The 21,737-nt window shown below is 70.7% G+C and carries 20 protein-coding genes and 1 pseudogene; 9 read left to right on the top strand and 12 right to left on the bottom strand.

Annotated elements, in window-relative coordinates:
• Nucleotides 1–18 precede the first annotated feature (18 nt).
• Genes WA675_RS06280 through WA675_RS06255 form a run of 6 tightly spaced genes read right to left on the bottom strand, consistent with a single transcriptional unit; the run spans nucleotide 19 to nucleotide 4,894 of the window.
• Nucleotides 19–480, bottom strand: a complete 462-nt coding sequence (locus WA675_RS06280) for an alpha/beta hydrolase (protein WP_336082681.1) — start codon at nucleotides 478–480, stop codon at nucleotides 19–21.
• On the bottom strand, nucleotides 477–1,352 hold the full coding sequence (locus tag WA675_RS06275; RefSeq protein ID WP_336082680.1) for a short-chain dehydrogenase/reductase: 876 nt from the start codon (nucleotides 1,350–1,352) through the stop codon (nucleotides 477–479). The genes WA675_RS06280 and WA675_RS06275 overlap by 4 nt, the downstream gene beginning before the upstream one ends.
• Nucleotides 1,349–2,806, bottom strand: a complete 1,458-nt coding sequence (locus WA675_RS06270) for a flavin-containing monooxygenase (protein WP_336082679.1) — start codon at nucleotides 2,804–2,806, stop codon at nucleotides 1,349–1,351. Before WA675_RS06270 ends, WA675_RS06275 begins: the two co-directional genes overlap by 4 nt.
• A 3-nt stretch (nucleotides 2,807–2,809) precedes the next feature.
• On the bottom strand, nucleotides 2,810–2,962 hold the full coding sequence (locus tag WA675_RS06265) for a hypothetical protein (protein ID WP_336082677.1): 153 nt from the start codon (nucleotides 2,960–2,962) through the stop codon (nucleotides 2,810–2,812).
• Nucleotides 2,963–2,984: 22 nt separating this feature from the next.
• The gene (locus tag WA675_RS06260) at nucleotides 2,985–4,001 is read right to left on the bottom strand and encodes a PDR/VanB family oxidoreductase (protein WP_336082848.1); all 1,017 of its coding nucleotides are present in this window, start codon (nucleotides 3,999–4,001) and stop codon (nucleotides 2,985–2,987) included.
• A gap of 11 nt (nucleotides 4,002–4,012) precedes the next feature.
• Nucleotides 4,013–4,894, bottom strand: a complete 882-nt coding sequence (locus WA675_RS06255; RefSeq protein ID WP_336082675.1) for a metal-dependent hydrolase — start codon at nucleotides 4,892–4,894, stop codon at nucleotides 4,013–4,015.
• A 97-nt stretch (nucleotides 4,895–4,991) separates the two neighbouring features.
• On the opposite strand from WA675_RS06255, the gene WA675_RS06250 reads away from it, so the two are divergent.
• The 4 genes from WA675_RS06250 to WA675_RS06235 all read left to right on the top strand — a co-directional run bounded on the left by WA675_RS06250 (nucleotide 4,992) and on the right by WA675_RS06235 (nucleotide 7,640).
• Entirely contained in the window at nucleotides 4,992–5,603 is a 612-nt protein-coding gene (locus WA675_RS06250; protein WP_336082674.1) for a TetR/AcrR family transcriptional regulator, read from the top strand.
• A 148-nt stretch (nucleotides 5,604–5,751) separates the two neighbouring features.
• Nucleotides 5,752–6,375: a hypothetical protein gene (locus WA675_RS06245; protein ID WP_336082673.1), complete on the top strand. Its 624-nt coding sequence runs from the start codon at nucleotides 5,752–5,754 to the stop codon at nucleotides 6,373–6,375.
• Between the two features lie 44 nt (nucleotides 6,376–6,419).
• Complete coding sequence (locus WA675_RS06240) at nucleotides 6,420–7,049, top strand: TetR/AcrR family transcriptional regulator (RefSeq protein WP_336082671.1); 630 nt, start codon at nucleotides 6,420–6,422, stop codon at nucleotides 7,047–7,049.
• A gap of 132 nt (nucleotides 7,050–7,181) precedes the next feature.
• On the top strand, nucleotides 7,182–7,640 hold the full coding sequence (locus WA675_RS06235; RefSeq protein ID WP_336082669.1) for a hypothetical protein: 459 nt from the start codon (nucleotides 7,182–7,184) through the stop codon (nucleotides 7,638–7,640).
• A gap of 56 nt (nucleotides 7,641–7,696) precedes the next feature.
• Here WA675_RS06235 and WA675_RS06230 read toward each other — a convergent pair whose 3' ends face one another.
• Nucleotides 7,697–8,857 carry an acyl-CoA dehydrogenase family protein gene (locus WA675_RS06230; protein ID WP_336082667.1) on the bottom strand — a complete coding sequence of 387 codons (1,161 nt, stop codon included), beginning with the start codon at nucleotides 8,855–8,857 and terminating at the stop codon, nucleotides 7,697–7,699.
• Between the two features lie 188 nt (nucleotides 8,858–9,045).
• Between WA675_RS06230 and WA675_RS06225 the strand changes: the two genes are divergently transcribed.
• From WA675_RS06225 to WA675_RS06205, 5 genes and pseudogenes are all read left to right on the top strand, one after another.
• Nucleotides 9,046–10,545, top strand: coding sequence for a CoA-acylating methylmalonate-semialdehyde dehydrogenase (locus tag WA675_RS06225; RefSeq protein WP_336082666.1), 1,500 nt, complete (start codon nucleotides 9,046–9,048; stop codon nucleotides 10,543–10,545).
• A gap of 6 nt (nucleotides 10,546–10,551) precedes the next feature.
• Nucleotides 10,552–11,691, top strand: a complete 1,140-nt coding sequence (locus WA675_RS06220; protein ID WP_336082665.1) for an acyl-CoA dehydrogenase family protein — start codon at nucleotides 10,552–10,554, stop codon at nucleotides 11,689–11,691.
• Nucleotides 11,688–12,758 carry an enoyl-CoA hydratase/isomerase family protein gene (locus WA675_RS06215; RefSeq protein WP_336082663.1) on the top strand — a complete coding sequence of 357 codons (1,071 nt, stop codon included), beginning with the start codon at nucleotides 11,688–11,690 and terminating at the stop codon, nucleotides 12,756–12,758. The genes WA675_RS06220 and WA675_RS06215 overlap by 4 nt, the downstream gene beginning before the upstream one ends.
• The gene (mmsB, locus tag WA675_RS06210; protein ID WP_336082662.1) at nucleotides 12,755–13,648 is read left to right on the top strand and encodes a 3-hydroxyisobutyrate dehydrogenase; all 894 of its coding nucleotides are present in this window, start codon (nucleotides 12,755–12,757) and stop codon (nucleotides 13,646–13,648) included. The genes WA675_RS06215 and mmsB overlap by 4 nt, the downstream gene beginning before the upstream one ends.
• Before the next feature lie 77 nt (nucleotides 13,649–13,725).
• A pseudogene (locus WA675_RS06205) lies at nucleotides 13,726–15,519 on the top strand (3-hydroxyacyl-CoA dehydrogenase NAD-binding domain-containing protein).
• Between the two features lie 50 nt (nucleotides 15,520–15,569).
• On the opposite strand, the gene WA675_RS06200 reads toward WA675_RS06205, so the two are convergent.
• The 5 genes from WA675_RS06200 to WA675_RS06180 form a co-directional block, all read right to left on the bottom strand.
• Nucleotides 15,570–15,830, bottom strand: a complete 261-nt coding sequence (locus WA675_RS06200; RefSeq protein WP_336082661.1) for a hypothetical protein — start codon at nucleotides 15,828–15,830, stop codon at nucleotides 15,570–15,572.
• A 74-nt stretch (nucleotides 15,831–15,904) separates the two neighbouring features.
• Nucleotides 15,905–18,388 carry an aminopeptidase N gene (gene pepN, locus WA675_RS06195; protein WP_336082660.1) on the bottom strand — a complete coding sequence of 828 codons (2,484 nt, stop codon included), beginning with the start codon at nucleotides 18,386–18,388 and terminating at the stop codon, nucleotides 15,905–15,907.
• Nucleotides 18,370–19,950 (bottom strand): ABC transporter ATP-binding protein, encoded by a 1,581-nt coding sequence (locus WA675_RS06190; RefSeq protein ID WP_336082658.1) that lies wholly within the window; start codon nucleotides 19,948–19,950, stop codon nucleotides 18,370–18,372. The genes pepN and WA675_RS06190 overlap by 19 nt, the downstream gene beginning before the upstream one ends.
• Entirely contained in the window at nucleotides 19,943–20,767 is an 825-nt protein-coding gene (locus WA675_RS06185) for an ABC transporter permease (protein ID WP_336082657.1), read from the bottom strand. The genes WA675_RS06190 and WA675_RS06185 overlap by 8 nt, the downstream gene beginning before the upstream one ends.
• The gene (locus WA675_RS06180) at nucleotides 20,764–21,735 is read right to left on the bottom strand and encodes an ABC transporter permease (RefSeq protein ID WP_336082656.1); all 972 of its coding nucleotides are present in this window, start codon (nucleotides 21,733–21,735) and stop codon (nucleotides 20,764–20,766) included. The genes WA675_RS06185 and WA675_RS06180 overlap by 4 nt, the downstream gene beginning before the upstream one ends.
• Nucleotides 21,736–21,737 lie beyond the last annotated feature (2 nt).

Genomic DNA, 21,737 nt, shown 5'->3' with positions numbered 1-21,737 from the left:
AAGCGACGACTTTCTGGTTCATGCCCGCGGGGGCGGGGCCGAGATGATCGGTGACGAAACGGGCCGCAGCGCGAACGGCGCGTCGGTGAAGTGGGCGATGGCCCGGTGGGCGATCCGGTGCGACATCAGCCCGTCGAGGTCCGCCCCCGGGTGGTCGGCGGTGAGCGCCAGGCTGAGATCGGTCATGGGGGAGAACAGCACCAGCGCGCCTGGGCTCGCCAGTCCCGCGCGGGCCCGTTCGACGGCCAGGTGCGCGGCCAGGAACCCGCCCGCGGAATCCCCGGCGACCACGATCCGTCCGGGCCGGTGCCCGAGCGCGACCAGCCACCGGAAGGCGGCGCCGACATCGCACGGCGCGGCCGGAAACGGGTGTTCGGGGGCGAGCCGGTAGTCCAGGGTGAACACCGGAAGCCGTGTCGCGGTGGACAATCGGGACGCGACACCCCGATACCCCGCCACCGACCCGCGTTCGCCGGTCATCCCCGGCTCTCGATCGCGCGCACCAGCTCGTGCACCCGGGAATCGGCCGCGAGCTTGCTGTCGAGGACCACATTGATCGCCCCGCGCAGCAGCGCGTAGGGCTCCCAGCCGCGTGGCGCGATGGTGCGGGGTGCGCGTCGGGCGATGCCGTCGGCGATGGTGCGGGCGGCGTCGGCGGCGCTGATCCGCACGTCGAGGGGCCAGGGCAGCAGGTTGTCGAGGTCGCGGCCGAGGTCGTCGGCGTCGAGCATGTCGTGGGTCATGGCGGTGTCGACGATGCCGAAGTAGGCCACGCCCGCGCTGGCGCCGTGCGCGGCCAGCTCGACACGCAGCGCGCGCCCGAGCTGCTCGACGGCCGCCTTGGTGAGCATGTACGGCGACCCGCCCATGCCGGGCGCGAACGCCGCGCACGAGGACACCACCACCACATGTCCGCGCCGACGCACGATGTGGTCAAGGGCGGGCTGCACGGTGTTGAACACCCCGGTGAGATTGATGGCCACCACCCGGTCGAAATCGGCGGGGTCCATGGTGCGCACGGTCGCGGGCACCGGCGTCACGCCCGCGTTGGCGACCACCACGTCCAGCCGCCCGAACCGGTCGATCACGGTCGCGACCGCGGCCCGCATCTGCGCGCGATCGGCCACATCGGCGCCGATCCCGTGGGCGGTGTCGCCGAGTTCACGGGCGGCGCGCTCGGCCGCCACCGCGTCGATGTCGACCAGGGCGAGCCGGGCACCCCGGGCGGACAGGACGCGGGCGAGTTCCCGGCCGATGCCCTGGCCCGCGCCGGTCACCAGCACGACCTTGCCGGTCACGTCGTAGGTGGGGGAGAACCAGCCCAACGGGTCGGGCAGCGACCGGCCCCTCATGCGGACACCTCGTAGTTCGCGGTGTCGAATCGCCGGGTGCGGCGGCGGTATTCGAAACTCCAGTTCGGGTAGAGCCCGGCATTGCCGCCTTCCGCGGTGGTGTAGTAGCTCTCGCAGCCGCCGGTGAGCCAGACGGTGTCGGCGCTACGGTCCCGCATCTCCGCGACGAAGTCGTCCTGGACCTGCTCCCGCACCTCGACCCGATGCTGTCCGGTGGCGCGCAGGGTGCTCAGCGCGTCGACGATGTAGGCGATCTGGGATTCGATCATGTAGATCGCCGACTGGTTCCCGGCGGCGCCGAACGGGCCGAGGGTGCAGAAGAAGTTGGGGAATCCGGCGATGGCGGCACCGAGATAGGTCTGCGGGCGTTCGGTGTACAGCTCGGCGATCGAGCGGCCGTCGCGGCCGGTGATGCGCTCGAAAGCCGTGGGCAGGGAGGTGAATCCGGTGCCGTAGATGATGGTGTCGACCGGGACCTCCACCCCGGCGCGGGTCACGATCGAGTGCGGGCGCACCTCGGCGATGCCGTCGGTGACCACCTCGACATTGTCCTGGTCGAGGGCGGGCAGGTACGCGTCGGAGAAGATCGCGCGCTTGCAGCCGATCATGTAGTCCGGGGTGACGGCGGCGCGCAGGCGCGCGTCGCTGATCTGGCGGCGCAGCTGGAGGCGGCCGAGCAGTTCGTAGGGATGGCGGAAGCGGTTGTCCACGAACCCGACCAGGCCGAACCCCTCGATCAGGGTGTACCAGGTGCCGCGTACCGCCTTCTGCGCCAAGGGCAGCCGCCGCAGCAGCAGCCGTTCCAGCCCGAGGGTCCGGCGGTCCATGCGCGGCACGATCCACGGCGCCGACCGCTGGAACACCGTCAGCGCACCGACCTTCGGCTGGATCTCCGGCACGAACTGCACCGCCGAGGCCCCGGTCCCGATCACCGCGACGCGCTCGCCGGTGAGGTCGTGGTCGTGATCCCAGTGCAGCGAGTGGAAGGCCTTGCCCGCGAAGGTCTCCAGGCCCGGCAGCGACGGGTACTTGGCCTCGGCGAAGATGCCCGCGGCGGCGAGGAAGTAGTCGGCGGTGAGGGTGCCGCGCGAGGTCTCGATGTGCCAGATCGCGCGCTCGTCGTCCCAGCGCGCGGCGAGCAGTTCGGTGCCCAGGCGCAGGTGCCGCACGACATCGTGGCGTTCGGCGACGCCGCGCAGGTAGCCCAGGATCTCCGGCTGCTTGCCGTAGGTGCGCGACCATTCCGGGTTGGGCGCGAAGGAATAGCTGTAGAGCTGGGAGGGCACGTCGCAGGCGCAGCCGGGGTAGGTGTTGGCCTGCCAGGTGCCGCCGAGCTCGTCGGCGCGGTCGAGCACGACGATGTCGTCGAAGCCCGCCTCGCGCAGTTTGATCGTCAGCCCGATGCCGCCGAAACCGGCGCCGAGCACGACGATGTGCCTGTGTTCTGTGGGCATGGGTCAGCCGATCCTTCCGTGCGGCACCGAGATCAGCCGGTCGACGACGGTGTCGACCGCGGTGCCGCGGGTGAATATGGTCAGGGCACCCACGTCGACGTGCGCGTCGTCGTGGACCGGGTAGGTGCCGGGCGGTGCGGAAACGAGGGAGGTCATCACAGACCGTGCCTTTCGCGGGTCAGAGATCCAGCGTGAGCGCGTCACCGGCGGCCCGGGACACACAGGTGAGCAGCTGATCGGCCCGTTCCCCCGGGACGAGCAGCCGGTCGCGATGGTCGATGGCGCCGTCGAGCACGCGCGTCTTGCAGGTGCCGCAGAAGCCCTGACGGCACGAGTAGACGACATCGGGGCGCACCCGCCGGATCGCGTCGAGCGCGGTCTCGGTGCTGCCCACCCGGATGGTCCGGCCACTGCGGGCCAGGGTGAGATCGAACTCGCGGCCGTCGGTCACCGGCCGCGCGGAGAACAGTTCGGTGTGCAGCGAGGCGGTCGGATTCAGCGTGAACAGCGTGCGCTGGGCGAGCTCGAGCACCGGGGGAGGACCGCACACGTAGACCGCGGCACCCGGCGCCGCGGTGGCGAGCAGGGCGGCGAGATCGGGCGTGCCCGCCTCGTCGTCGGGCCGGATGTCGGCGCTCGCGGGGATCTCGTCGAGGAACGGCATCGATCCCCGCGAACGGCCCAGATACACCAGCCGCCCGCGTGATCCGGCCGCACGGGCCATCGGCAGGATCGGCGTGATGCCGATGCCCCCGGCCACGAACAGATACGACGGCGCGGATTCGACGAAGGCGAAGGCATTGCGCGGCCCGCGAATACGCAGCGGATCGCCTGCCCGCAGCGCGTGCATCTCCGCCGACCCGCCGTCGCCGTCGGCGATCCGGCGTACCGCGATGCGGTAGCGGTACCGGTCGGCGGGATCGCCGCACAGCGAGTACTGCCGCTGACGGCCCGAGGGCAGGAACACGTCGAGATGCGAACCGGGCCGCCAGGCAGGCAGTGCGCCGCCCCCGGCCCGGCGCAACCGCAGGCTCACCACGTCCTCGGCCTCGACCCGGACCGCGTCGACCACCGTGTCGATGTCGAAACCGCTGCGCCGCACCGGATGCGGCGGCGAGATCGCGGGCTGGGTGAACACCTTCTTGTAGGCGTCCACCGCGACACCGAGGGCGCGCAGGCCGCGCGGCGCGACCATCGTCGTGCCGCTCACGCGCGAGCCGCCGGGGAGTGCGCCAGATAGCGCAGCGCGTTGTCCATCGAACCCAGCTGGGAGGGATGGAAACCCGGGCGCAGATACCGCGGCATCTCGGTGATGAAGGTGGTGAAACTCGGGATGACCCCGCGCACGGTGGCGCTCACGAACTGCCGCGCCCAGGACCGGCCCTTGTCCAGGCTCGGATCCTTGCGATAGAGGTAGGCCGTCGAGATGACGAACAGCGGCAGCAGGGTGCCACTGGCCAGCAGCCCGGTGCGCACCCGGCGCGCGTACCCGCCGTCGACGTGCATGTACGCGTCGAAGACCACGCTGCGGTGCTCGACCTCCTCGGCGCCGTGCCAGCGCACCAGATCCAGCATCGTCGGGTCCATCCCGAGCTCGGCCAGCACCTCCGATTCCAGCAGCCACTCGCCGATCACGGCGGTGAAGTGCTCCATGCCCGCGAACAGGCCGAGCCGTTCCTTGAGCCACTGCTCCTTGGCCCGCCCGGACAGTCCCTGGTCGCCCAGGACGCGGTCGACCAGCCAGGCCACCGCCGACACATAGGACTCGACATCGAGCCCGATCGACTGCAGGTGCCTGCGCGCGCCCTCGTGACTGCTGGCGTGCATGGACTCCTGCCCGACGAAGCCGGTGACCTCCTCCCGCAACCGCTCGTCGTCGATATAGGGCAGGGCTTCGGCCAGACAGGCGGCCATCGCGCGTTCCCCTTCGGGCAGGACCAGATGCATCACATTGGTGACGTGCGTGGCCAGCACTTCCCCGGGGATGTAGTGCAGGGGCACCGACGAGAAGTCGAAATGCACATCCCGCGCCTGAATCGCGTGCGCTTCTTCCTGATAGGAGCGCGCCGTTGCGCTGTTATCAGCCATTCCCCGACGGTACAGTGCAACAAAAACGATCGCAATGTTGCAGGAGAAATCGTTTGCCGTGACCGTCCGGTCGCGCGCTGCCTGCTACGGTCGAAGGGTGCTGTCCACCGCCGCCACCTCGGGTGATTCGCCCACCGCCGACTCCGTCGAAGAACGCATTCTCGATGCCGCGCTCATCCAGTTCGAGCGGGTCGGGGTGCGCAAGACGACCATCGAGGACATCGCCAGGGCCGCCGACGTCGACCGCGCCACCGTCTACCGCCGGATCGGCTCCCGTGACGATGTCGTGCGCGCGGCCTTCGGCCGGGAGGTCCGCAGACTGCTCGCCGATCTGCGCGAGATCCCGGCCCGGCACGACAGTTTCGACGACATCGTGGTCGACGTGTTCGCCACCGTGATCACCCGCTGGCGCTCGCACGCGCTGGTCGAACGCCTGCTCACCCTCGAGGCCGACCGCCTGCTGCCCCAGCTCACCGTCGACGGCGCGACCTTCTTCCTGCTCTCGGTCTCGGCCTCCACCGAGATCCTGGGGAAAGTCCTGGAGGACAACCGCTTTCCCGACATTCCCGACCTCACCGCCCGCGTGGAGGTGGTCTGCCGGGTGGTCCACTCGCTGATCCTGCAACCGGTCGGCAGCCTCGACACCGCGTCCCCCGAGGCGCTCGCCGACTACGCCCGCACCTACATCGTGCCGATCCTGACCCACTGACCTCGTCGTCACGGTTGGGAAACGACGCCGCCGCGCGTCCGGTTTGTCCTTGGTGGCCCTGGAGCGCCTCGGTAGATTCGGCAACCGGCGGCGCACGGGGTGGCAGGTGCGACGGTCGCGCTGGCCGCCACGGCGGAAGGTGGACCGGATGGACACCGAGCGTTACCGAGCCGGGGCCGCGACGGCCCTGGCGATCGTCGCCGTCTCGGCGGCGACCATGACCGGTGCGGGTCAGGCGGCCGCGCAGACCGGCGGGATCCGGCTCGTCGGCGAGGCGCACGGCGACTGCACCGTGACGATCACGCTGACCAATCACACCAATTCGACGTTCTACCAGCCCGATTGGTGGTTCGCCGAGGAGAACGACCCGGCCATGGTCGACGCCACGACGCTGCCGGACACCATGCCGTTCCCGTGGCGGGCGGTCTCGGGCATCCCGTGGCCGATGGCACGGTGGGTCGGTGACCCGGCCCTGCACTCCGGGGTCGCGGAGGGCATCCCGACCTTCCCCGGCGCGCGGTACGACACCAATGCCCAGCCCGAGGGGTTCGTGACGGCCGGGTTGATCGATCTGCGCGCGGCCGAGAACGCCCCCGAACCCTCGGCCGACGGCACCATGACCATCTACTTCCGGGTGAAGAGCGGCCCGGTCACCGCGGACCGCCTGCCCACCCCGCAGGAGCTGGTCGTGACCGGCTGTGCGGGCAAGGGCGGCGGATCGAGCGACTGGGGTTCGGTCGACTTCGGATCGGTGATCATCCCCGGCAGCTGAGGTCGTGCGCCGGGGTTTGCCCACCCGTGTGCAACAGTGGGAGGGTGACGACACCCCCGACCACCGCGACCCTCGGCCCGCGCGCCCTGGCGAACCGGCGCCGCATCGTCGCCGTGGCCGGGGAGGAGTTGCGGCGCAACCCCTCGGCCAGCATGGAGGACATCGCCGCGGCCGCGGGCATGGTGCGCCGCACGCTCTACGGGCACTTCCCGACCCGTGAGGCGCTCATCGACGGCATGCTCGACGAGGCCTTCGAGGAGGTCGGCCGGGCGCTGGACGGCATCGACACCGCCCAGCCGCCCGCTGTCGTGGTGGCCGATCTGGCGATCGCGCTGTGGGCGGTCGGCGACGAATTCTGCCTGCTGCTGCGCCTGGATGAGACCGAGTCCCGCGTCCGCGCGGCCGACCGGCTCGCCCCGGTGCGCGCCCTGGTGGTCACCCTGGTCGAGGACGGTCAGGCCGACGGGATCTTCGCCGATCACCTGCCGCCGGTCGCGGTGGCGCGCGTGCTCACCGCGCTCGTGCTCGAGCTGCTCAACATGCGCAACGACGGCGAATGGGACAGTGCCGATCCGGCGCGGGACGCGGCGCGTGCCTGCCTGATCGCCGCGGGTGTCGATCGTCCGGGCTCGGCCGCGATCGCGCGGGCCGCCGCCGCGAAAGCCGCACGATAGCCCCTGCTGGGCGCGGGATGTGAGTCCCTTCACGAAACCCCCGCATTCTCTTGCACGGCAGTGTGCAAACGGCGTAACTTTCACAGCAGAGTGCAATTGCACGTAGGTGTGAAAACGGCGAAGGAGTGCGAGATGACCAGCCAGGTGGCAGATGTTCGGATGGCGTACGCGACGCGGCCTTCCGCCGGGGGAGCACCCGTCGAGGTGCCCGCGGCGACACTGCGCGGACTGGGCGCGCTGCGCGTCCTGTTCGGCCTCGTCGCGATCGGTGCGCTGATCGCGGGATTCGGCGCGGGAACCGGGATGGCCGCGCCCGTGCTCGCGGTGGCCGGGGTGGCGACGGTCCTGCAGGGACTGGCCACCGCCGTCGCCGCGCCCCGCTTGCTGCGGGACGATCGCGCCGTGCTGGCCTCGGTCGCGGTGGACGCGGTCCTCGTGGTGCTCGGCGTGGCCGCGCTGATGGTGGGCTGGGCCGAGTTCACCGTCGCGGGTGCGGCGGTCGTGCTCGGTGGCTCGGTGATCGCGGCGCTGTCGGCCGTGACGGTGGCCGTGGTGACCGCGCTGAACGAGGGCCGCGCCGCGCGGGCCTGAGCGCGGACGAGCGCCGGGCGCCACCGGGATTCCGGTGGCGCCCTGCGTGTTCCGGGTCAGAGGAAGCGGGCGATGAGGTCCTTCATGACCTCGTTGGCACCCGCGTAGATCCGCGAGATGCGCCCGTCGGCCCACATCCGGGCGATCGGGTACTCCTCCATGTAGCCGTACCCGCCGTGCAGCTGCACGCAGCGATCGATCACCTGGGTCTGCTGCTCGGTGGTCCAGTACTTGACCATGGCGGCGGTCTTCACATCCAGCACGCCGCGCAGATGCTTGTCGACGGCCGCGTCCACGAAGGTGCGGACCACCTCGGCGACGGTCGCGCACTCGGCCAACTCGAAGCGGGTGTTCTGCATGGCGAACAGTGGCTTGCCGAAGGCCTGGCGCTGCTTGACGTAGTCCAGCGTCTCGGCCACCGCGGTCTCGATCGCGGCCGCCGCGGCGACACCGCAGATCAGCCGCTCCTGCGGCAGCTGCTGCATGAGCTGGACGAAGCCCTGGCCCTCGGCGGTGCCGAGCAGGTTGGCCTGCGGCACGCGCAGCCCGTCGAAGAACAGCTCGGTGGTGTCCTGGCCCTTCTGGCCGATCTTCTTCAGCAGCCGTCCGCGTTCGAAGCCCGGGGTGTCGTCGGCTACCTCGGCCACCACCAGCGACACGCCCTTGGCGCCCAGCGACGGATCGGTCTTGACCGCGATGATGAGCAGATCGCAGTTGCGGCCGTTGGAGATGAAGGTCTTGGCGCCGGTGATCAGGTAGTCGTCGCCGTCCTTGACCGCCTTGGTGGCGATGTTCTGCAGGTCCGAGCCGGTGCCGGGCTCGGTCATGGCGATGGCGCCGATCCACTCGCCGGAGGCCAGCTTGGGCAGCCAGCGCTTCTTGTTCTCCTCCGCGGCGTAGGCCAGCAGGTAGTGCGGCACGATGCCGGTGTGCACGCCGAGCTGCATCGACGAATCGCCGCCGCGGACCTGCTCGGTGAACAGCACGGCCTCGTGCGCGAAGGTGCCGCCCCCGCCGCCGTACTCCTCGGGCACCGACATGCACAGCAGGCCCAGCTCACCGGCCCGGCGGTAGACCTCCCGGCTCGGGAAGCCCTGGGCGGCGAATTCCTCGCGATGCGGCGCGACGGTGTCGGCGAAGAAATTGCGGGCCAGCTCGGCCAGGCCCTGCAGCTCCGAGTCGGCGTCGGTGCCGCGCTCGGTGTCGACGGTGCTCATCGAGATCTCTCCTCGTTGTCGATGGACGTGGCACCAGAGTGGCCATGCTGTTGGCATTCTGTCAATAGCCGGATCGGGCAGTTGACAAGCTGTCAGCAGTCCGCCATGGTATCAATTGATTGGACATCCAACTATCGGACCACCTCCAACTCTGTGCGCACCGCGCACCCTCGATGAACAGGACTTTTATGGTTCGCGAACTGACTCACTTCCTCGGTGGCGCCCCCGTCGCCGGCACCTCCGGCGCGTTCGGCGACGTGTTCGACCCGAATCTCGGGCAGGTGCAGGCCCGGGTCCCGCTGGCGAACGCGGCCGAGGTCGAGGCGGCGATCGCCGACGCGGCGGCGGCGCAGCCGGTGTGGGCGGCGTTCAACCCGCAGAAGCGGGCCAGGGTGCTGATGAAGTTCCTGACCCTGGTCAACGACGAGATCGACAGCCTGGCCGCGCTGCTGTCCTCCGAGCACGGCAAGACCCTCGCCGACGCGAAGGGCGACATCCAGCGCGGCCTCGAGGTGATCGAGTTCGCCGTGGGCATCCCGCATCTGCTCAAGGGTGAGTACACCGAGAGCGCGGGCACCGGCATCGATGTGTACTCGATGCGTCAGCCGCTCGGGGTCGTCGCGGGGATCACCCCGTTCAACTTCCCGGCCATGATCCCGCTGTGGAAGGCCGGTCCGGCGCTGGCCTGCGGTAATGCCTTCGTGCTCAAGCCGTCCGAGCGTGATCCGTCGGTGCCGTTGCGGCTGGCCGAGCTGTTCGTGGAGGCGGGTCTGCCGCCGGGGGTGTTCAACGTGATCAACGGCGGTAAGGAGGCCGTGGACACGATCCTGCGCGATCCGCGGATCAAGGCGGTGGGTTTCGTCGGCTCGACCCCGATCGCGCAGTACATCTACGAGACCGCGACCGCCAACGGCAAGCGCGCCCAGTGCTTCGGTGGCGCCAAGAACCACGCGATCGTGATGCCCGACGCCGATCTCGACGATGTCGCCGATCAGCTGGTGGGCGCGGCATACGGCTCGGCCGGTGAGCGTTGCATGGCGCTGTCGGTGGCGGTCCCGGTGGGCGAGGAGACCGCGGACCGGTTGGTGGAGAAGCTGACCGAGAAGGTCCGCAAGCTCAATGTGGGCCGCTCCGACGACTCCGGCGCCGATTTCGGGCCGCTGGTCGGGGCCGACGGTGTGGACCGGGTCAACGGGTATGTGCAGATCGGGATCGACGAGGGCGCCGAGCTGGTCGTGGACGGGCGCGGGCTGACCGTGGACGGCGCGGAGAACGGGTTCTTCGTCGGCGCGAGCCTGTTCGACAAGGTCACCGCCGAGATGCGGATCTACCAGGAGGAGATCTTCGGTCCCGTGCTGACGGTGGTGCGTGCCGGGGACTACGAGCAGGCGCTGCGCCTCGTCGACGAGCACCAGTACGGCAACGGCGTGGCCATCTTCACCCGCGACGGGGACACCGCGCGTGATTTCTCCTCGCGGGTGCAGGTGGGCATGGTCGGGGTGAATGTGCCGATCCCGGTGCCGATCGCCTACTTCACCTTCGGTGGCTGGAAGGGTTCGGGCTTCGGTGATCTCAACCAGCACGGTCCGGACTCGATCCGCTTCTACACCAAGACCAAGACGGTGACCCAGCGCTGGCCCGCGGGGCTCAAGGAGTCCAACGCCTTCGTCATCCCGACGATGGACTGACCCGCCATGTTCACTCTCGATGCCGACGAGCGCGCGATCGGGGACACCGCGCGTCAGTTCGCCGACGAATTCCTCGCGCCCAACGCGCTGGAATGGGATGAGCACAAGCACTTTCCGGTCGATGTCCTGCGCAAGGCGGGCCCGGTCGGATTCGGCGGGATCTATGCCCGCGAGGACGTCGGCGGTTCGGCGCTGCGCAGGCTCGACGCCGTCCGGATCTTCGAACAGCTCTCCACCGGCTGCCCGGCCGTGGCGGCCTACATCTCCATCCACAATATGGCCGCCTGGATGATCGACGCCTACGGCACCGAACAGCAGCGTCATCGCTGGGTGCCCGGCATGGCCTCGATGGAACTGCTGGGCAGCTACGCGCTCACCGAACCGGGTGTCGGCTCCGACGCGGCGGCCCTGAGCACCAAGGCCGTACGCGACGGGGACGAGTACGTGCTCACCGGCGCCAAGCAGTTCATCTCCGGCGCGGGCGCCAACGATGTGTACGTGATGATGGTGCGCACCGGCGGGGACGGGCCGCGCGGCATCTCGGCGCTGATCGTGCCCGCCGACACCCCCGGCCTGACCGTGGGCCCGAACGAACGCAAGATGGGCTGGAACGCCCAGCCCACCCGGCAGGTCGTGCTCGACGAGGCCCGGGTGCCGGTGGCCAATCTGCTCGGCGCGGAGGGCGAGGGCTTCTCGATCGCCATGAACGGGCTCAACGGCGGCAGGCTCAATATCGCCGCCTGCTCGCTCGGCGGGGCCCAGGCCGCGCTGGACAAGACCATCGGCTACCTGGCCGAACGGCACGCCTTCGGCAAGCCGCTGGCCCGCAACGAGGCCCTGCAGTTCGAGCTCGCCGATATGCGCACCGAGCTGGAGGCGGCGCGGACGTTGCTGTGGCGGGCGGCCGCCGCGCTCGACGCCGATGCGCCTGACAAGGTGGAGCTGTGCGCGATGGCCAAGCGTTTCGCCACCGATGCGGGCTTCGAGGTGGCCAACAAGGCCTTGCAGCTGCACGGCGGCTACGGCTACCTGCACGAATACGGCCTGGAGAAGATCGTGCGTGACCTGCGGGTCCACCAGATCCTCGAGGGCACCAACGAAATCATGCGAGTGGTCGTGGCCCGCTCGCTGACAGGAGCGGCATGACCGACGAACCCGAAGTGCTGATCACCGTCGCCGACGGGCTCGGCCTGATCACCCTCAACCGTCCCCGGGCCATCAACGCCCTGAATCACCCGATGGCCCTGGCGATCCTGGACGCGCTGCGGTCCTGGGCCACCGACGACGCGGTGCGCGCGGTCGTGGTGACCGGCGCGGGGGAGCGCGGGCTGTGCGCGGGCGGCGACATCGTCGCCATCCACGCCGACGCCAAGACCGGCACGGCCGGGGCGAGCTCGCCGACCGGGAAGTTCTGGCGCGACGAGTACATCCTCAACGCGCTGATCGGCCGCTACCCCAAGCCGTATGTGGTGATCATGGACGGGCTGGTGATGGGCGGCGGCGTCGGCCTGTCGGCGCACGGCAGCCACCGCATCGTCACCGAACGCTCCCGCATCGGCATGCCCGAGGTCGGTATCGGTTTCGTGCCCGATGTCGGCGGCACCCACCTGCTCGCGCACGCCCCGGGCGAGATCGGCACCCACGTGGGCCTGACCACCGCCCGGATGCACGCCGGTGACGCCATCGCCGCCGGATTCGCCGACCACTACGTGCCCTCGGAGTCGATTCCGGAGCTGCTGGACACGCTGCGGACCGAGACCGTCGAGGCCGCGATCGCCAAGTTCGCCGAGGCGGCACCGTCCTCGGCCCTGGCGGCGCAGCGCGGCTGGATCGACTCCTGCTACCGCGCGGACACGGTCGAGGAGATCGTGGCCGCGCTGCAGGCCGACGGGTCGCCCGAGGCGGCGGCCGCGGCCACCGACATCCTCGCGAAATCGCCGGTGGCACTGAAGGTCACGCTGCGTGCGCTGCGTGCCGCGCGCGAACTCGACAGCCTCGAGGCGACGCTGCGCCAGGAGTACCGCGTCTCGATCGCCTCGCTGGGCTCCCACGATCTCGTGGAGGGCATCCGCGCCCAGGTGATCGACAAGGACCGCACGCCGCAGTGGCGACCCGCGACCCTGGCCGAGGTCTCCGACAACCGGGTCGCGGCGTACTTCGCCGCCCTGGGCCCGGCCGAACTGGATGTGACGACCCCGGAGGTGCGGGCATGACGACGATCGGTTTCCTCGGGCTCGGCCACATGGGCGCGCCGATGGCCGCCAACCTGGTGCGGGCGGGCCACGACGTGCTCGCCTTCGACCCGGTCCCCGCCGCTCAGGAGCAGGCCCGCGCCGACGGCGCCACCGTGGTCGCCACCGCCGCCGAGGCGGCGCGGGACCGCGATGTCGTGATCACCATGCTGCCCAACGGCAAACTGGTGCTCGACGTCTACGCCGAACTGCTCCCGGCCGCCCGCCCGGGCACGCTGTTCATCGACTGCTCCACCATCGATGTCGCCGACGCGAAAGCCGCCGCGGAACTGGCGGTCGCGGCGGGTCACCGCCCGCTGGACGCGCCCGTCTCCGGCGGGGTCGCCGGGGCGACCGCGGGCACCCTCACCTTCATGGTGGGTGGCGCGGCCGCCGATTTCGCCGACGGGCTGCCCGTGCTCGAGGTGATGGGCGGTAAGGTGGTGCACTGCGGTGACGCGGGGGTCGGCCAGGCCGCGAAGATCTGCAACAACATGCTGCTGGGCATCTCCATGATCGGGCTGTCCGAGGCGCTGGTACTGGGGGAGCGGCTGGGTTTGAGCCACCAGTCGTTCTTCGATGTGGTGTCCACCGCGTCGGGCCAGAGCTGGGCGCTGACCAGCTACTGCCCGGTCCCGGGACCGGTGCCCGCCAGCCCGGCCAACAACGACTATCAGCCCGGTTTCGCCACCGCCCTGATGTCGAAGGACCTCACCCTGGCCGCGAACGCCCTGCGCGCCAACGGGATCGACGGACAGCTCGGCGAACTGGCCGCCGCCATCTACGAGCGGTTCAACCAGACCGACGCGCGCCGGGACTTCTCGGCCATCGTCACCGACATCCGCGACCGCTCCGGCGAGGCGGGCGCGTAAGCGAGTTCGTCGGCACGCGTACCGCCCAGTTCACCCACCGCTGACCTGTCAGCGGCCGATACCGGTTTCGAGGAGCCATAACCGAGGCCTTCATCTACGGCGCGATCCGCACTCCGCGCGGTCGCGGCAAGAAGACCGGCGCCCGGCACGGCGTCAAACCGCTCGACCTGGTGGTCGGCCTCATCGAGGAGCTGAAGTCCCGGTATCCCGGACTGGACCCGCACACCATCGACGACATCGTGCTCGGCGCGGTGTCGCCGGTGGGTGACCAGGGCGCCAACCTCGCCAAGACCGCCGCGCTGGCGGCCGGTCTGCCCGACACGGTGGCGGGCGTGCAGCTCAACCGGTTCTGCGACGGCGTCATCCTCACCTCGGGCAAGGACACCTTCTTCGCCGGTGGCGACCTGAACCTGCTCATGAACGCCACCCCCGAGACCGCCCCCGACATCGCGCTCGGCCTCGACACCTACAAGGCGGCCGCCTGGATCGCGGCCCACCGGCAGGCCGCGCAGCCGTGGGATGTCAAGGGCTACAAGATCCCCGGCGGCACGCCGTCGAGCCCGGCGGTGGCGGCCAACCTGCCCGCCTTCCCGGCCAACGTGCGCAAGCAGCTCAAGGGCGCGCCGATGCCCGCGCCGATCGCGGTGCTGGCCACCGCCGTCGAGGGCGCGCAGGTCGATATCGACACCGCGTTCGCGATCGAGACCCGCTACTGCACCAACCTGATCTGCGGTCAGGTCTCGACCAACATGATCAAGTCGCTGTTCTTCGATCTCGGCACGATCAACAAGGGCGGCAGCCGCCCCGACGGCTTCCCGGCGCGCACGCCGGAGAAGGTCCTCGTGCTCGGCGCGGGCATGATAGGCGCGGGCATCGCCTATGTGCAGGCCCGCGCAGGCATGCGGGTCGTGCTGAAGGACGTCACGCTCGAGGCGGCCGAGCGCGGCAAGGACTATTCGCGCAAGCTGCTGGACAAGGCCCTGCGCAAGGGCGCGATCACCCAGGAGAAGTACGACGAGATCCTGGACCGCATCCATCCCACCGCCGATCCCGCCGACGCCGCGGGCTGTGATTTCGTGGTCGAGGCGGTCTTCGAGGACCCGGGCCTCAAGCAGAAGGTGTTCGGCGAGATCGAGGAGCTGGTGAATCCGGACGCGCTGCTCGGCTCCAACACCTCGACCCTGCCGATCACCGAGCTCGCCCGCGGGGTGACCCGGCAGCCGGACTTCATCGGCCTGCACTTTCATGGACGAGGCCATCGCGCTGGTCGCCGAGGGCGTGCACCCCGCCTCGGTGGAACAGGCCGCCACGCAGGCCGGGTATCCGGTGGGCGCGCTGGCGCTGGCTGACGAGATCAATATGAAGCTGGCGCAGAAGGTCCGCGCAGCCTGCGGGAGAACCTGCTCGCCGAGGGCAAGCGCTGGGTCGACTCGAAGGCGTATCCGCTGGTCGATGCGATGGTCGACGACTTCGACCGGCCCGGCCGGGCCGAGGGCCGCGGCTTCTACGACTACGACGCCGACGGCAAGAAGCTCGGCCTGTGGCCGGGCCTGGTCGAGCGGTACACCCGCGACCACGGGATCCCGTTCCGCGACATGCAGGAACGGATGCTGTTCGCCGAATCCCTCGATACCGTGCGGTGTTTCGACGAGGGCGTGCTGCGCACGGTGCCGGATGCGAACATCGGCTCGATCTTCGGTATCGGTTTCCCGGCGTGGACCGGTGGCGTGATCCAGTACATCAACCAGTACGAGGGCGGTCTGTCCGGTTTCGTGGCCAGGGCCGACGAACTGCGGGCCGCCTACGGTGACCGGTTCGAGGTACCCGACTCGCTGCGGGCGAAGGCCGCAGCGGGCGAAACGCTCGGCTGACCCGGCCGCGGCCCCGGCAACCCCCACTGGGGTGCCGGGGCCGCGCCGGTTCAGGCGCCCATCAGGCCGATATTGCTGTCGAGCAGGGCGGCCTGTTCGGCCAGGGCCCGGTCGTCGGGCGGATCGCCCACCTGACCGACCAGATCGGCGCGGGTGACCACCACCAGGCCGCCGTCCCCGATATCGGGGCCGGTCCTGACCTCGACATGGCCCTCGGTGAGGACCAGGCGCGCGTCGGCGGCGGTGGTATTGAGCAGGCGATGCAGGAGGGCGCTGGTGATGGTCGCTTGCCCTGCGTGATTCTCGGTCATGATCGGGTCACTTTCGTCGTGGCGATCGTTCGAGCCGGGGGTAGCCGGAGTCATCGCGTTCAGCATACGCGCGGCTACCGGCCCGCCTCCTGGCCGCGCACCCGCAGCGCCCGGGCCAGGTGGTCGCGCTGTTCGATCAGCAAGCGGCGCAGCGCGCCCGGTGCGTCGGTGTGCGCGGCGAGCCAGGCGTCCACGTCGGCGAGGGTGTCGGCGGCCGGGAACAGGCCGAGCACGAGGCGGCGGGCGATCTCGATACTGCGCCCCTCCCACACCTCGCGCAGTGCCGCGAAGTACCGGGGGTCGTAGGTGGCGATCAGGTCACGGCGGTCGGCGGCCCGGAAACCGGCGATGACGGCGTCGAGCTGGTCGTTGGTGAGATCGGTGTCGCGCAGTGCCGATTCCCAGGCGGCGGCCTTGACCGGTGCTTCCGGGCGGGCGGCCAGGGCGCGGCGGTGCGCGGTGCGGCCCGAGGCGGTGTCGTCGTCGCGCAGCTCGGCGTCGAGGTCGGCCGCGGTCGCGTGGCCGGTGGCCGCCAGGGCCGTCCACAGAGCCCAGCGCAGGTCCGGGTCCAGCGCGAGTCCTTCGGGGGCGGGGCGTTCGCCGAGCAGCAGGGCCCGGATGTCGGTGGCGTGGCTCGCGTCGGCGGTGGCGGCGGTGGCCGTCGCGCGTGCCCAGGCCAGTTGCGCGCCGGATCCGGGTGCGGCGGAATGCAGGGTGGTCCAGCAGGATTCGAGCCAGTCGGCGTGCCACCGCCGTTGTGCTTCGGCGGGCAGGTAGTGGGCGATGGCGAAGGCGGCATTGGCCAGGACCGCCGACAGCAGGGCGATATTCGGTTCGGTGGAGGCGAATCGGCGGGCCATCCGCAGATAGCGGTCGACGGGCAGTTCCGCGTCGCGGGTAGCGTTCCACAGCGCCGACCAGATCAGGCCGCGGGCCAGCGGATCGGTGATCCGGTCGAGGGAGCGTTCGACGGTGTCGAGGGATACCGGGTCGAGGCGGACCTTGGCGTAGGTGAGGTCGCCGTCGTTGAGCAGGCGCAGGGGAGCCGGGGTGAGCGCGATCGGGGTGCGCTCGGCGGCGAGGTCGAGTTCGATCCGTTCGCGGCGCACCAGATCGCCCGCGTCGTCGTAGTCGTAGAGCCCGACGGCCAGGCGGTGCGGGCGCGGGTCGGTCTGCACGATGGCGTCGCCGTCGAGGGTGAGGGTGGACATACCGGTGGTCTGCAGCCACGCGGCGGCCCAGCCGGTCAGGTCGCGGCCCGATTCGGCCGACAGTTCGGTGAGCAGGTCGGCCAGGGTCGTATTGCCGAAGGCATGGGTGCGGAAGTAGCGGCGCGCCCCGGCGAAGAACGCGTCCCGCCCGACATAGGCGACCAGCTGCTTGAGCACGCTGGCGCCCTTGGCGTAGGTGATGCCGTCGAAGTTGAGTTTGGCGGCCTCGAGATCGGTGATGTCGGCGACGATGGGGTGCGTGGTGGGGAGCTGGTCCTGCGAATACGCCCACGCCTTGCGCCGATTGGCGAACGCGACCCAGGCGTCGGACCATTCCGTGGCCTCGGCACTGGCCAGCGCGCCCATGTAGTCGGCGAAGGATTCCTTGAGCCACAGGTCGTCCCACCAGACCATGGTCACCAGATCGCCGAACCACATGTGCGCCATCTCGTGCAGGATGGTGTTGGCCCGGGCCTCGTACTGGGCGGCGGTGGCCGCGCCCCGGAAGACGTAGGCCTCGGTGAAGGTGACCAGGCCGGGGTTCTCCATGGCGCCGAGGTTGTATTCGGGCACGAACACCTGGTCGTATTTGCCCCACGGGTACGGGTAGGCGAAGTGCTCGGCGAAGAAATCGAGGCCCTGCTTCGTGACGGTGAGGATCGTGTCCGCGTCGAGGTGCCGGGCCAGCGACGCACGGCACAGCACACCGAGGTCGACGGTGAGATCCTCACGCGTCCAGACGGATTCGACGCGGTGGTACGGTCCGGCGGCGATGGCGGTGAGGTAGGTCGAGATCGGCAGGGTGGGGGAGAACTCGGCGCGCTGGGTCGCGCCCAGGGGTTCGACGGTGGCCGCGGGTCGGTTCGACAGCACCTCCCACCCGGTGGGCGCGGTGACCACGAAGGTGAAGGGCGCCTTCATATCCGGCTGTTCGAAGCAGGCGAACACGCGGCGGGCGTCGGCGGGCTCGTACTGGGTGTAGAGGTAGGTGGCGCCGTCGACGGGGTCCAGGAACCGGTGCAGGCCCTCGCCGGAGCGGCTGTAGGCGGCGGTGGCCCGTACGACGACCTCGTTGGTGGCGGCCAGGCCGTCGAGGGTCAGGCGCGCGCCGTCATAGTCGACGGCGAGCTCGCGGCCGTTGAGGGTCACCGCGTCGACGGACGGGCCGAGGAAATCGAGCCAGGTCCGCGCGGTGGTGGCGTCGAAACGCACGGTCGTGGTGGTGGGGAAGCCCGGACGGTCCTGGTCCGGGGCGCCGGAGAGGTCGAGTTCGACCCGGTAGTCGCGGACGGTGACCGCGGCCGAACGCGCGGCGGTCTCGGAGCGGGTCAGGTTCGCGGTATCCACGCCTCGATCCTGCCAGCCGGGGCGGGCGCGCGGTCCCCGACCGGGTGCACTCCGGCCAGGATGGGGGCCACCGGCGGCGCCAGCACCTGGGTCGGGGTGCCGATCTCGGTGATCCGCCCGGCATCCAGGACGGCGACGCGGTCGGCGCGGGCGAACAGGGCGGGCAGATCGTGGCTGATGAGCAGGATCGCGGCTCCGGTGCGCCGCTGGTAGGTATCGAGGTGGTCCAGAATCCGCTGGGCCAGCGGGAGATCCAGCGCGGTGGTGATCTCGTCGCAGACGAGCACGCGTGGGTGCGCGCCGAGTGCCCGGGCCAGGGCGGCACGCTGGAGCTGGCCGCCCGACAGCCCGGCCGGGTAGCGGCGGGCCTGGTCACCGTCGACGCCGAGCTCGTCCAGAAGTGCCAGGGCCTCGACCCGCGCCTCGGTCTTGCTCAGCCCGCGCAGCCGGACCGCGGTGGCGGCAACCTGATCGAGGACGGTCCGGCGCGGATCGAGGGAGGCCGCCGACTCCTGCCAGACGTACTGCACCGCACCGATCTGCTCCCGTGAACGCCGGTGCAACGAGGGCAAGAGGTGCGCGCCGAGCCGGATCTCGCCGCGATCAGGCCGGGCGAGCCCGGCGATGACGCGGCCGAGCGTGGACTTCCCCGCCCCCGACATCCCGATCAGTCCGAGCAGTTCGCCGTCGTGCACGTCGAGATCGATCGCGTCCAGAATGGACGAACTCCGTTGGTAGACCGAGACTTCCCGTACCCGAAGGACCGGTGTGATCGGCGGCCGTGTGTGGTCGGCCGGGCCCGCGGTGCATTCTCGCGTACGTACGGCCGGTGCGGTCGGTGTGTGGTCGACCGGGGCTGTGTGAGTGGGTAGCTCGCCGGTGGAGTGGAGGCGGCCTGCCTGTATGAAAAGGGTGCGGTCACTGAGCATCTCGACGGCGGCGGCATCGTGGGTGACGAGCACGATCGCGGTGCCCGATTGTGCCAGTGCGGCGAGCCCGGCCAGGAGGTCGGCGCGGGCGATCGGGTCCAGGCCGACGGTGGGTTCGTCGACCACGAGCACGTCCGGGTCGAAGGTGAGCACCTGGGCCAGTGCGAGGCGGGCGCGTTCGCCGCCGGAGAATTCGAAGGGGTATTTGCGCAGGAGTGGGCCCAGGGTGTCCGGGGTGACCGGGAAGGCGGCCGCGGTCAGGGTGGCGGCGAGGTGGCGGCGCCGGTCCGCGCGGCCGGGGCGCGCGAGACCGCTTCTGCGAGCGCGCAATCGGTGCAGTTCGCGCAGCGCGGTGCCGATGCGGCGGGCCGGATTCAAGGTCGCGGCGGCGTCCTGGGGGAGGTAGCCGATCCGGAGGTCGTCGCGGTGGTCGATCCGTCCGGACACGGTGATTCCGGCGGCGGTGCTGTTTGCCAGGGCGGTGGCGATGGTGGTCTTGCCCGCGCCCGACGGGCCGAACAGGGTCACGATCTGCCCGGCGTGGAGATCGAGGTCGATCTCGTCGACGAGGACGGACGTCCCGGCGCTGACCCGCAGACCGCGCACCCGCAGCAGCGGTTCGGGCTCAGACATGGCGGCCCGTCGCGGCGAGGCGGCGCGCGGACAGGGTGCGCGGGTCGGCGAGCAGATCGTCGCAGAGCAGGTTGATGCCCACGATCAGCAGCACGATCAGCCCGGCGGGCAGCGCCACCGACCACGGCGCGATGGTCAGCGCGTCCTTGTTGGCCGCCACGGACACGGCCCAGTCGGTGGAGGTGGTGTCGAAGCCGAGCCCCAGGAAATTGGCCGAGGCCAGGAAGTAGACCGCGGCGGTGAAACGCAGGGCGAGATCGGCGGCGATCGGGCGGGCCAGCGTGCCCGCGGCGTAGTTGCCGTAGCGGAACGCGCGCGACTCGCCCTGCATCCGCAGGGCGTCCATGACGGGGCTGCGCACGGTGCCGCGCGCGGCCATCCGTACGAAACGGGCGATCGGGGCGAGCAACGCGAGGCCGATCGCGCAGGCGATCGCCACCGCCGACCCGCGGGTGCGCAGCGCGGCCACCATGATGATGAGCAGCGACGGCAGGCACAGCAGCACATCCATCGGCCGCATGAGCAGTTCGTCGACCCAGGCGCGCGGGGTCGCCGCCGCGGCGATCCCGATCACCGACCCGACCAGATAGGCGACCAGCACGGTCACCGCGGCGACCAGCAGGAAAGTCCGGCCACCGGTGAGGGCCGCCGCCAGGACGTCGCGCCCGAGCCGGTCGGTGCCGAACGGCGACCACTCCGACGGCCCGAACGGCGCCTGCCGGTGCGCGGGCGCCCACCGGGCGACGACCGGGCCGACGAAGGCCACCAGCAGCGGGACCAGCACGAAGCTCGCGTAGACGACGCGGCGCGGGGTCATCGCCGGGCTCCCTCGGCCGAGCGGGGCACCATGCGCTGCCCGAGCAGGTCGATCACGGTATTGATGGCGATGGCGAGCACGCCGGTGATCGCGACGATGGCCAGGATCACCGGGTCGTCGCGATTGCCGATGGCGCCGATGAGCGCCGAGGCGATACCGGGCACCACGAACACCGCCTCCACGATCAGCACGCCCGAGAGCAGACCGTCGCCGGTGCGGCCGAGTTCCTGCATGGCGGGTGCGAGGGCATTGGGTGCCACATGCCGGGCCAGCAGCGAGATCCGGCCGACACCGAGGCGGCGGGCCTGCGCGATATAGGGCTGGTCGTGCACATCGATCACCCCGGCCCGCACCAGCCGGGCCAGCGGGGCGGCGACCCGGGCGACCATCACCACCAGCGGCAGGACGAGATACTCCGGCCGGTCCAGCAGGTCGTCGAGATCGGTGCCGAGGAAGGTGGCGGGCAGCAGATCCAGCTCGAGCGCGACATAGCTGACCAGCAGCACCGCCAGCACGAAATCGGGGATGGAGTCCAGGGCGATCCCGACCGTGGTGATGATCCGGTCGCACCAGGACCCGGGCCGCAGCCCGGCCGCGAACCCGGCGGTGACGGCGACCGGGACCAGCAGCAGCACCGCCAGCCCGGCCAGCAGCGCGGTGGTGCGGAACGGATCGGCGATCACGCTGACGACGCTGTGCCCGTTCGCGTACGAGACGCCGAAATCGCCGGTGAGCGCGCCACCGAGCCAGTCGACGAAGCGCTCGACCGGGGCCACGTCCAAGCCCATCAGCTCGCGCGCCGCCGCCCGCTGATCGGCACCCAGCACATCGTTGCTCTGCACATCGGCCGCGTCACCGGGCAGCAGCAGCGACAGCGCGAACACCAGCACCACCAGGACGCCGAGCTGCCCGGCCCCGATGACCGTGCGGCGCAGCAGGAACCGGGCGAACGGGCTCGACTCGCGCACCG

It is taken from the genome of Nocardia sp. SSK8 (genome assembly GCF_037034205.1).
Lineage (GTDB): Bacteria > Actinomycetota > Actinomycetes > Mycobacteriales > Mycobacteriaceae > Nocardia.
This window is presented reverse-complemented; position numbering and strand designations above follow the sequence as displayed.

Bases quoted from the DNA above. Each gene is read 5' to 3' on its own strand.
- WA675_RS06185 (WP_336082657.1), bottom strand. From the start codon at position 20,767: ATGACCCCGCGCCGCGTCGTCTACGCGAGCTTCGTGCTGGTCCCGCTG.
- WA675_RS06275 (WP_336082680.1), bottom strand. From the start codon at position 1,352: ATGAGGGGCCGGTCGCTGCCCGACCCGTTGGGCTGGTTCTCCCCCACC.
- WA675_RS06215 (WP_336082663.1), top strand. From the start codon at position 11,688: ATGACCGACGAACCCGAAGTGCTGATCACCGTCGCCGACGGGCTCGGC.
- WA675_RS06235 (WP_336082669.1), top strand. From the start codon at position 7,182: ATGACCAGCCAGGTGGCAGATGTTCGGATGGCGTACGCGACGCGGCCT.
- WA675_RS06220 (WP_336082665.1), top strand. From the start codon at position 10,552: ATGTTCACTCTCGATGCCGACGAGCGCGCGATCGGGGACACCGCGCGT.
- WA675_RS06265 (WP_336082677.1), bottom strand. From the start codon at position 2,962: ATGACCTCCCTCGTTTCCGCACCGCCCGGCACCTACCCGGTCCACGAC.
- WA675_RS06200 (WP_336082661.1), bottom strand. From the start codon at position 15,830: ATGACCGAGAATCACGCAGGGCAAGCGACCATCACCAGCGCCCTCCTG.
- WA675_RS06245 (WP_336082673.1), top strand. From the start codon at position 5,752: ATGGACACCGAGCGTTACCGAGCCGGGGCCGCGACGGCCCTGGCGATC.
- WA675_RS06280 (WP_336082681.1), bottom strand. From the start codon at position 480: ATGACCGGCGAACGCGGGTCGGTGGCGGGGTATCGGGGTGTCGCGTCC.
- WA675_RS06270 (WP_336082679.1), bottom strand. From the start codon at position 2,806: ATGCCCACAGAACACAGGCACATCGTCGTGCTCGGCGCCGGTTTCGGC.
- mmsB (WP_336082662.1), top strand. From the start codon at position 12,755: ATGACGACGATCGGTTTCCTCGGGCTCGGCCACATGGGCGCGCCGATG.
- WA675_RS06190 (WP_336082658.1), bottom strand. From the start codon at position 19,950: ATGTCTGAGCCCGAACCGCTGCTGCGGGTGCGCGGTCTGCGGGTCAGC.
- WA675_RS06225 (WP_336082666.1), top strand. From the start codon at position 9,046: ATGGTTCGCGAACTGACTCACTTCCTCGGTGGCGCCCCCGTCGCCGGC.
- WA675_RS06260 (WP_336082848.1), bottom strand. From the start codon at position 4,001: ATGGTCGCGCCGCGCGGCCTGCGCGCCCTCGGTGTCGCGGTGGACGCC.
- WA675_RS06230 (WP_336082667.1), bottom strand. From the start codon at position 8,857: ATGAGCACCGTCGACACCGAGCGCGGCACCGACGCCGACTCGGAGCTG.
- WA675_RS06255 (WP_336082675.1), bottom strand. From the start codon at position 4,894: ATGGCTGATAACAGCGCAACGGCGCGCTCCTATCAGGAAGAAGCGCAC.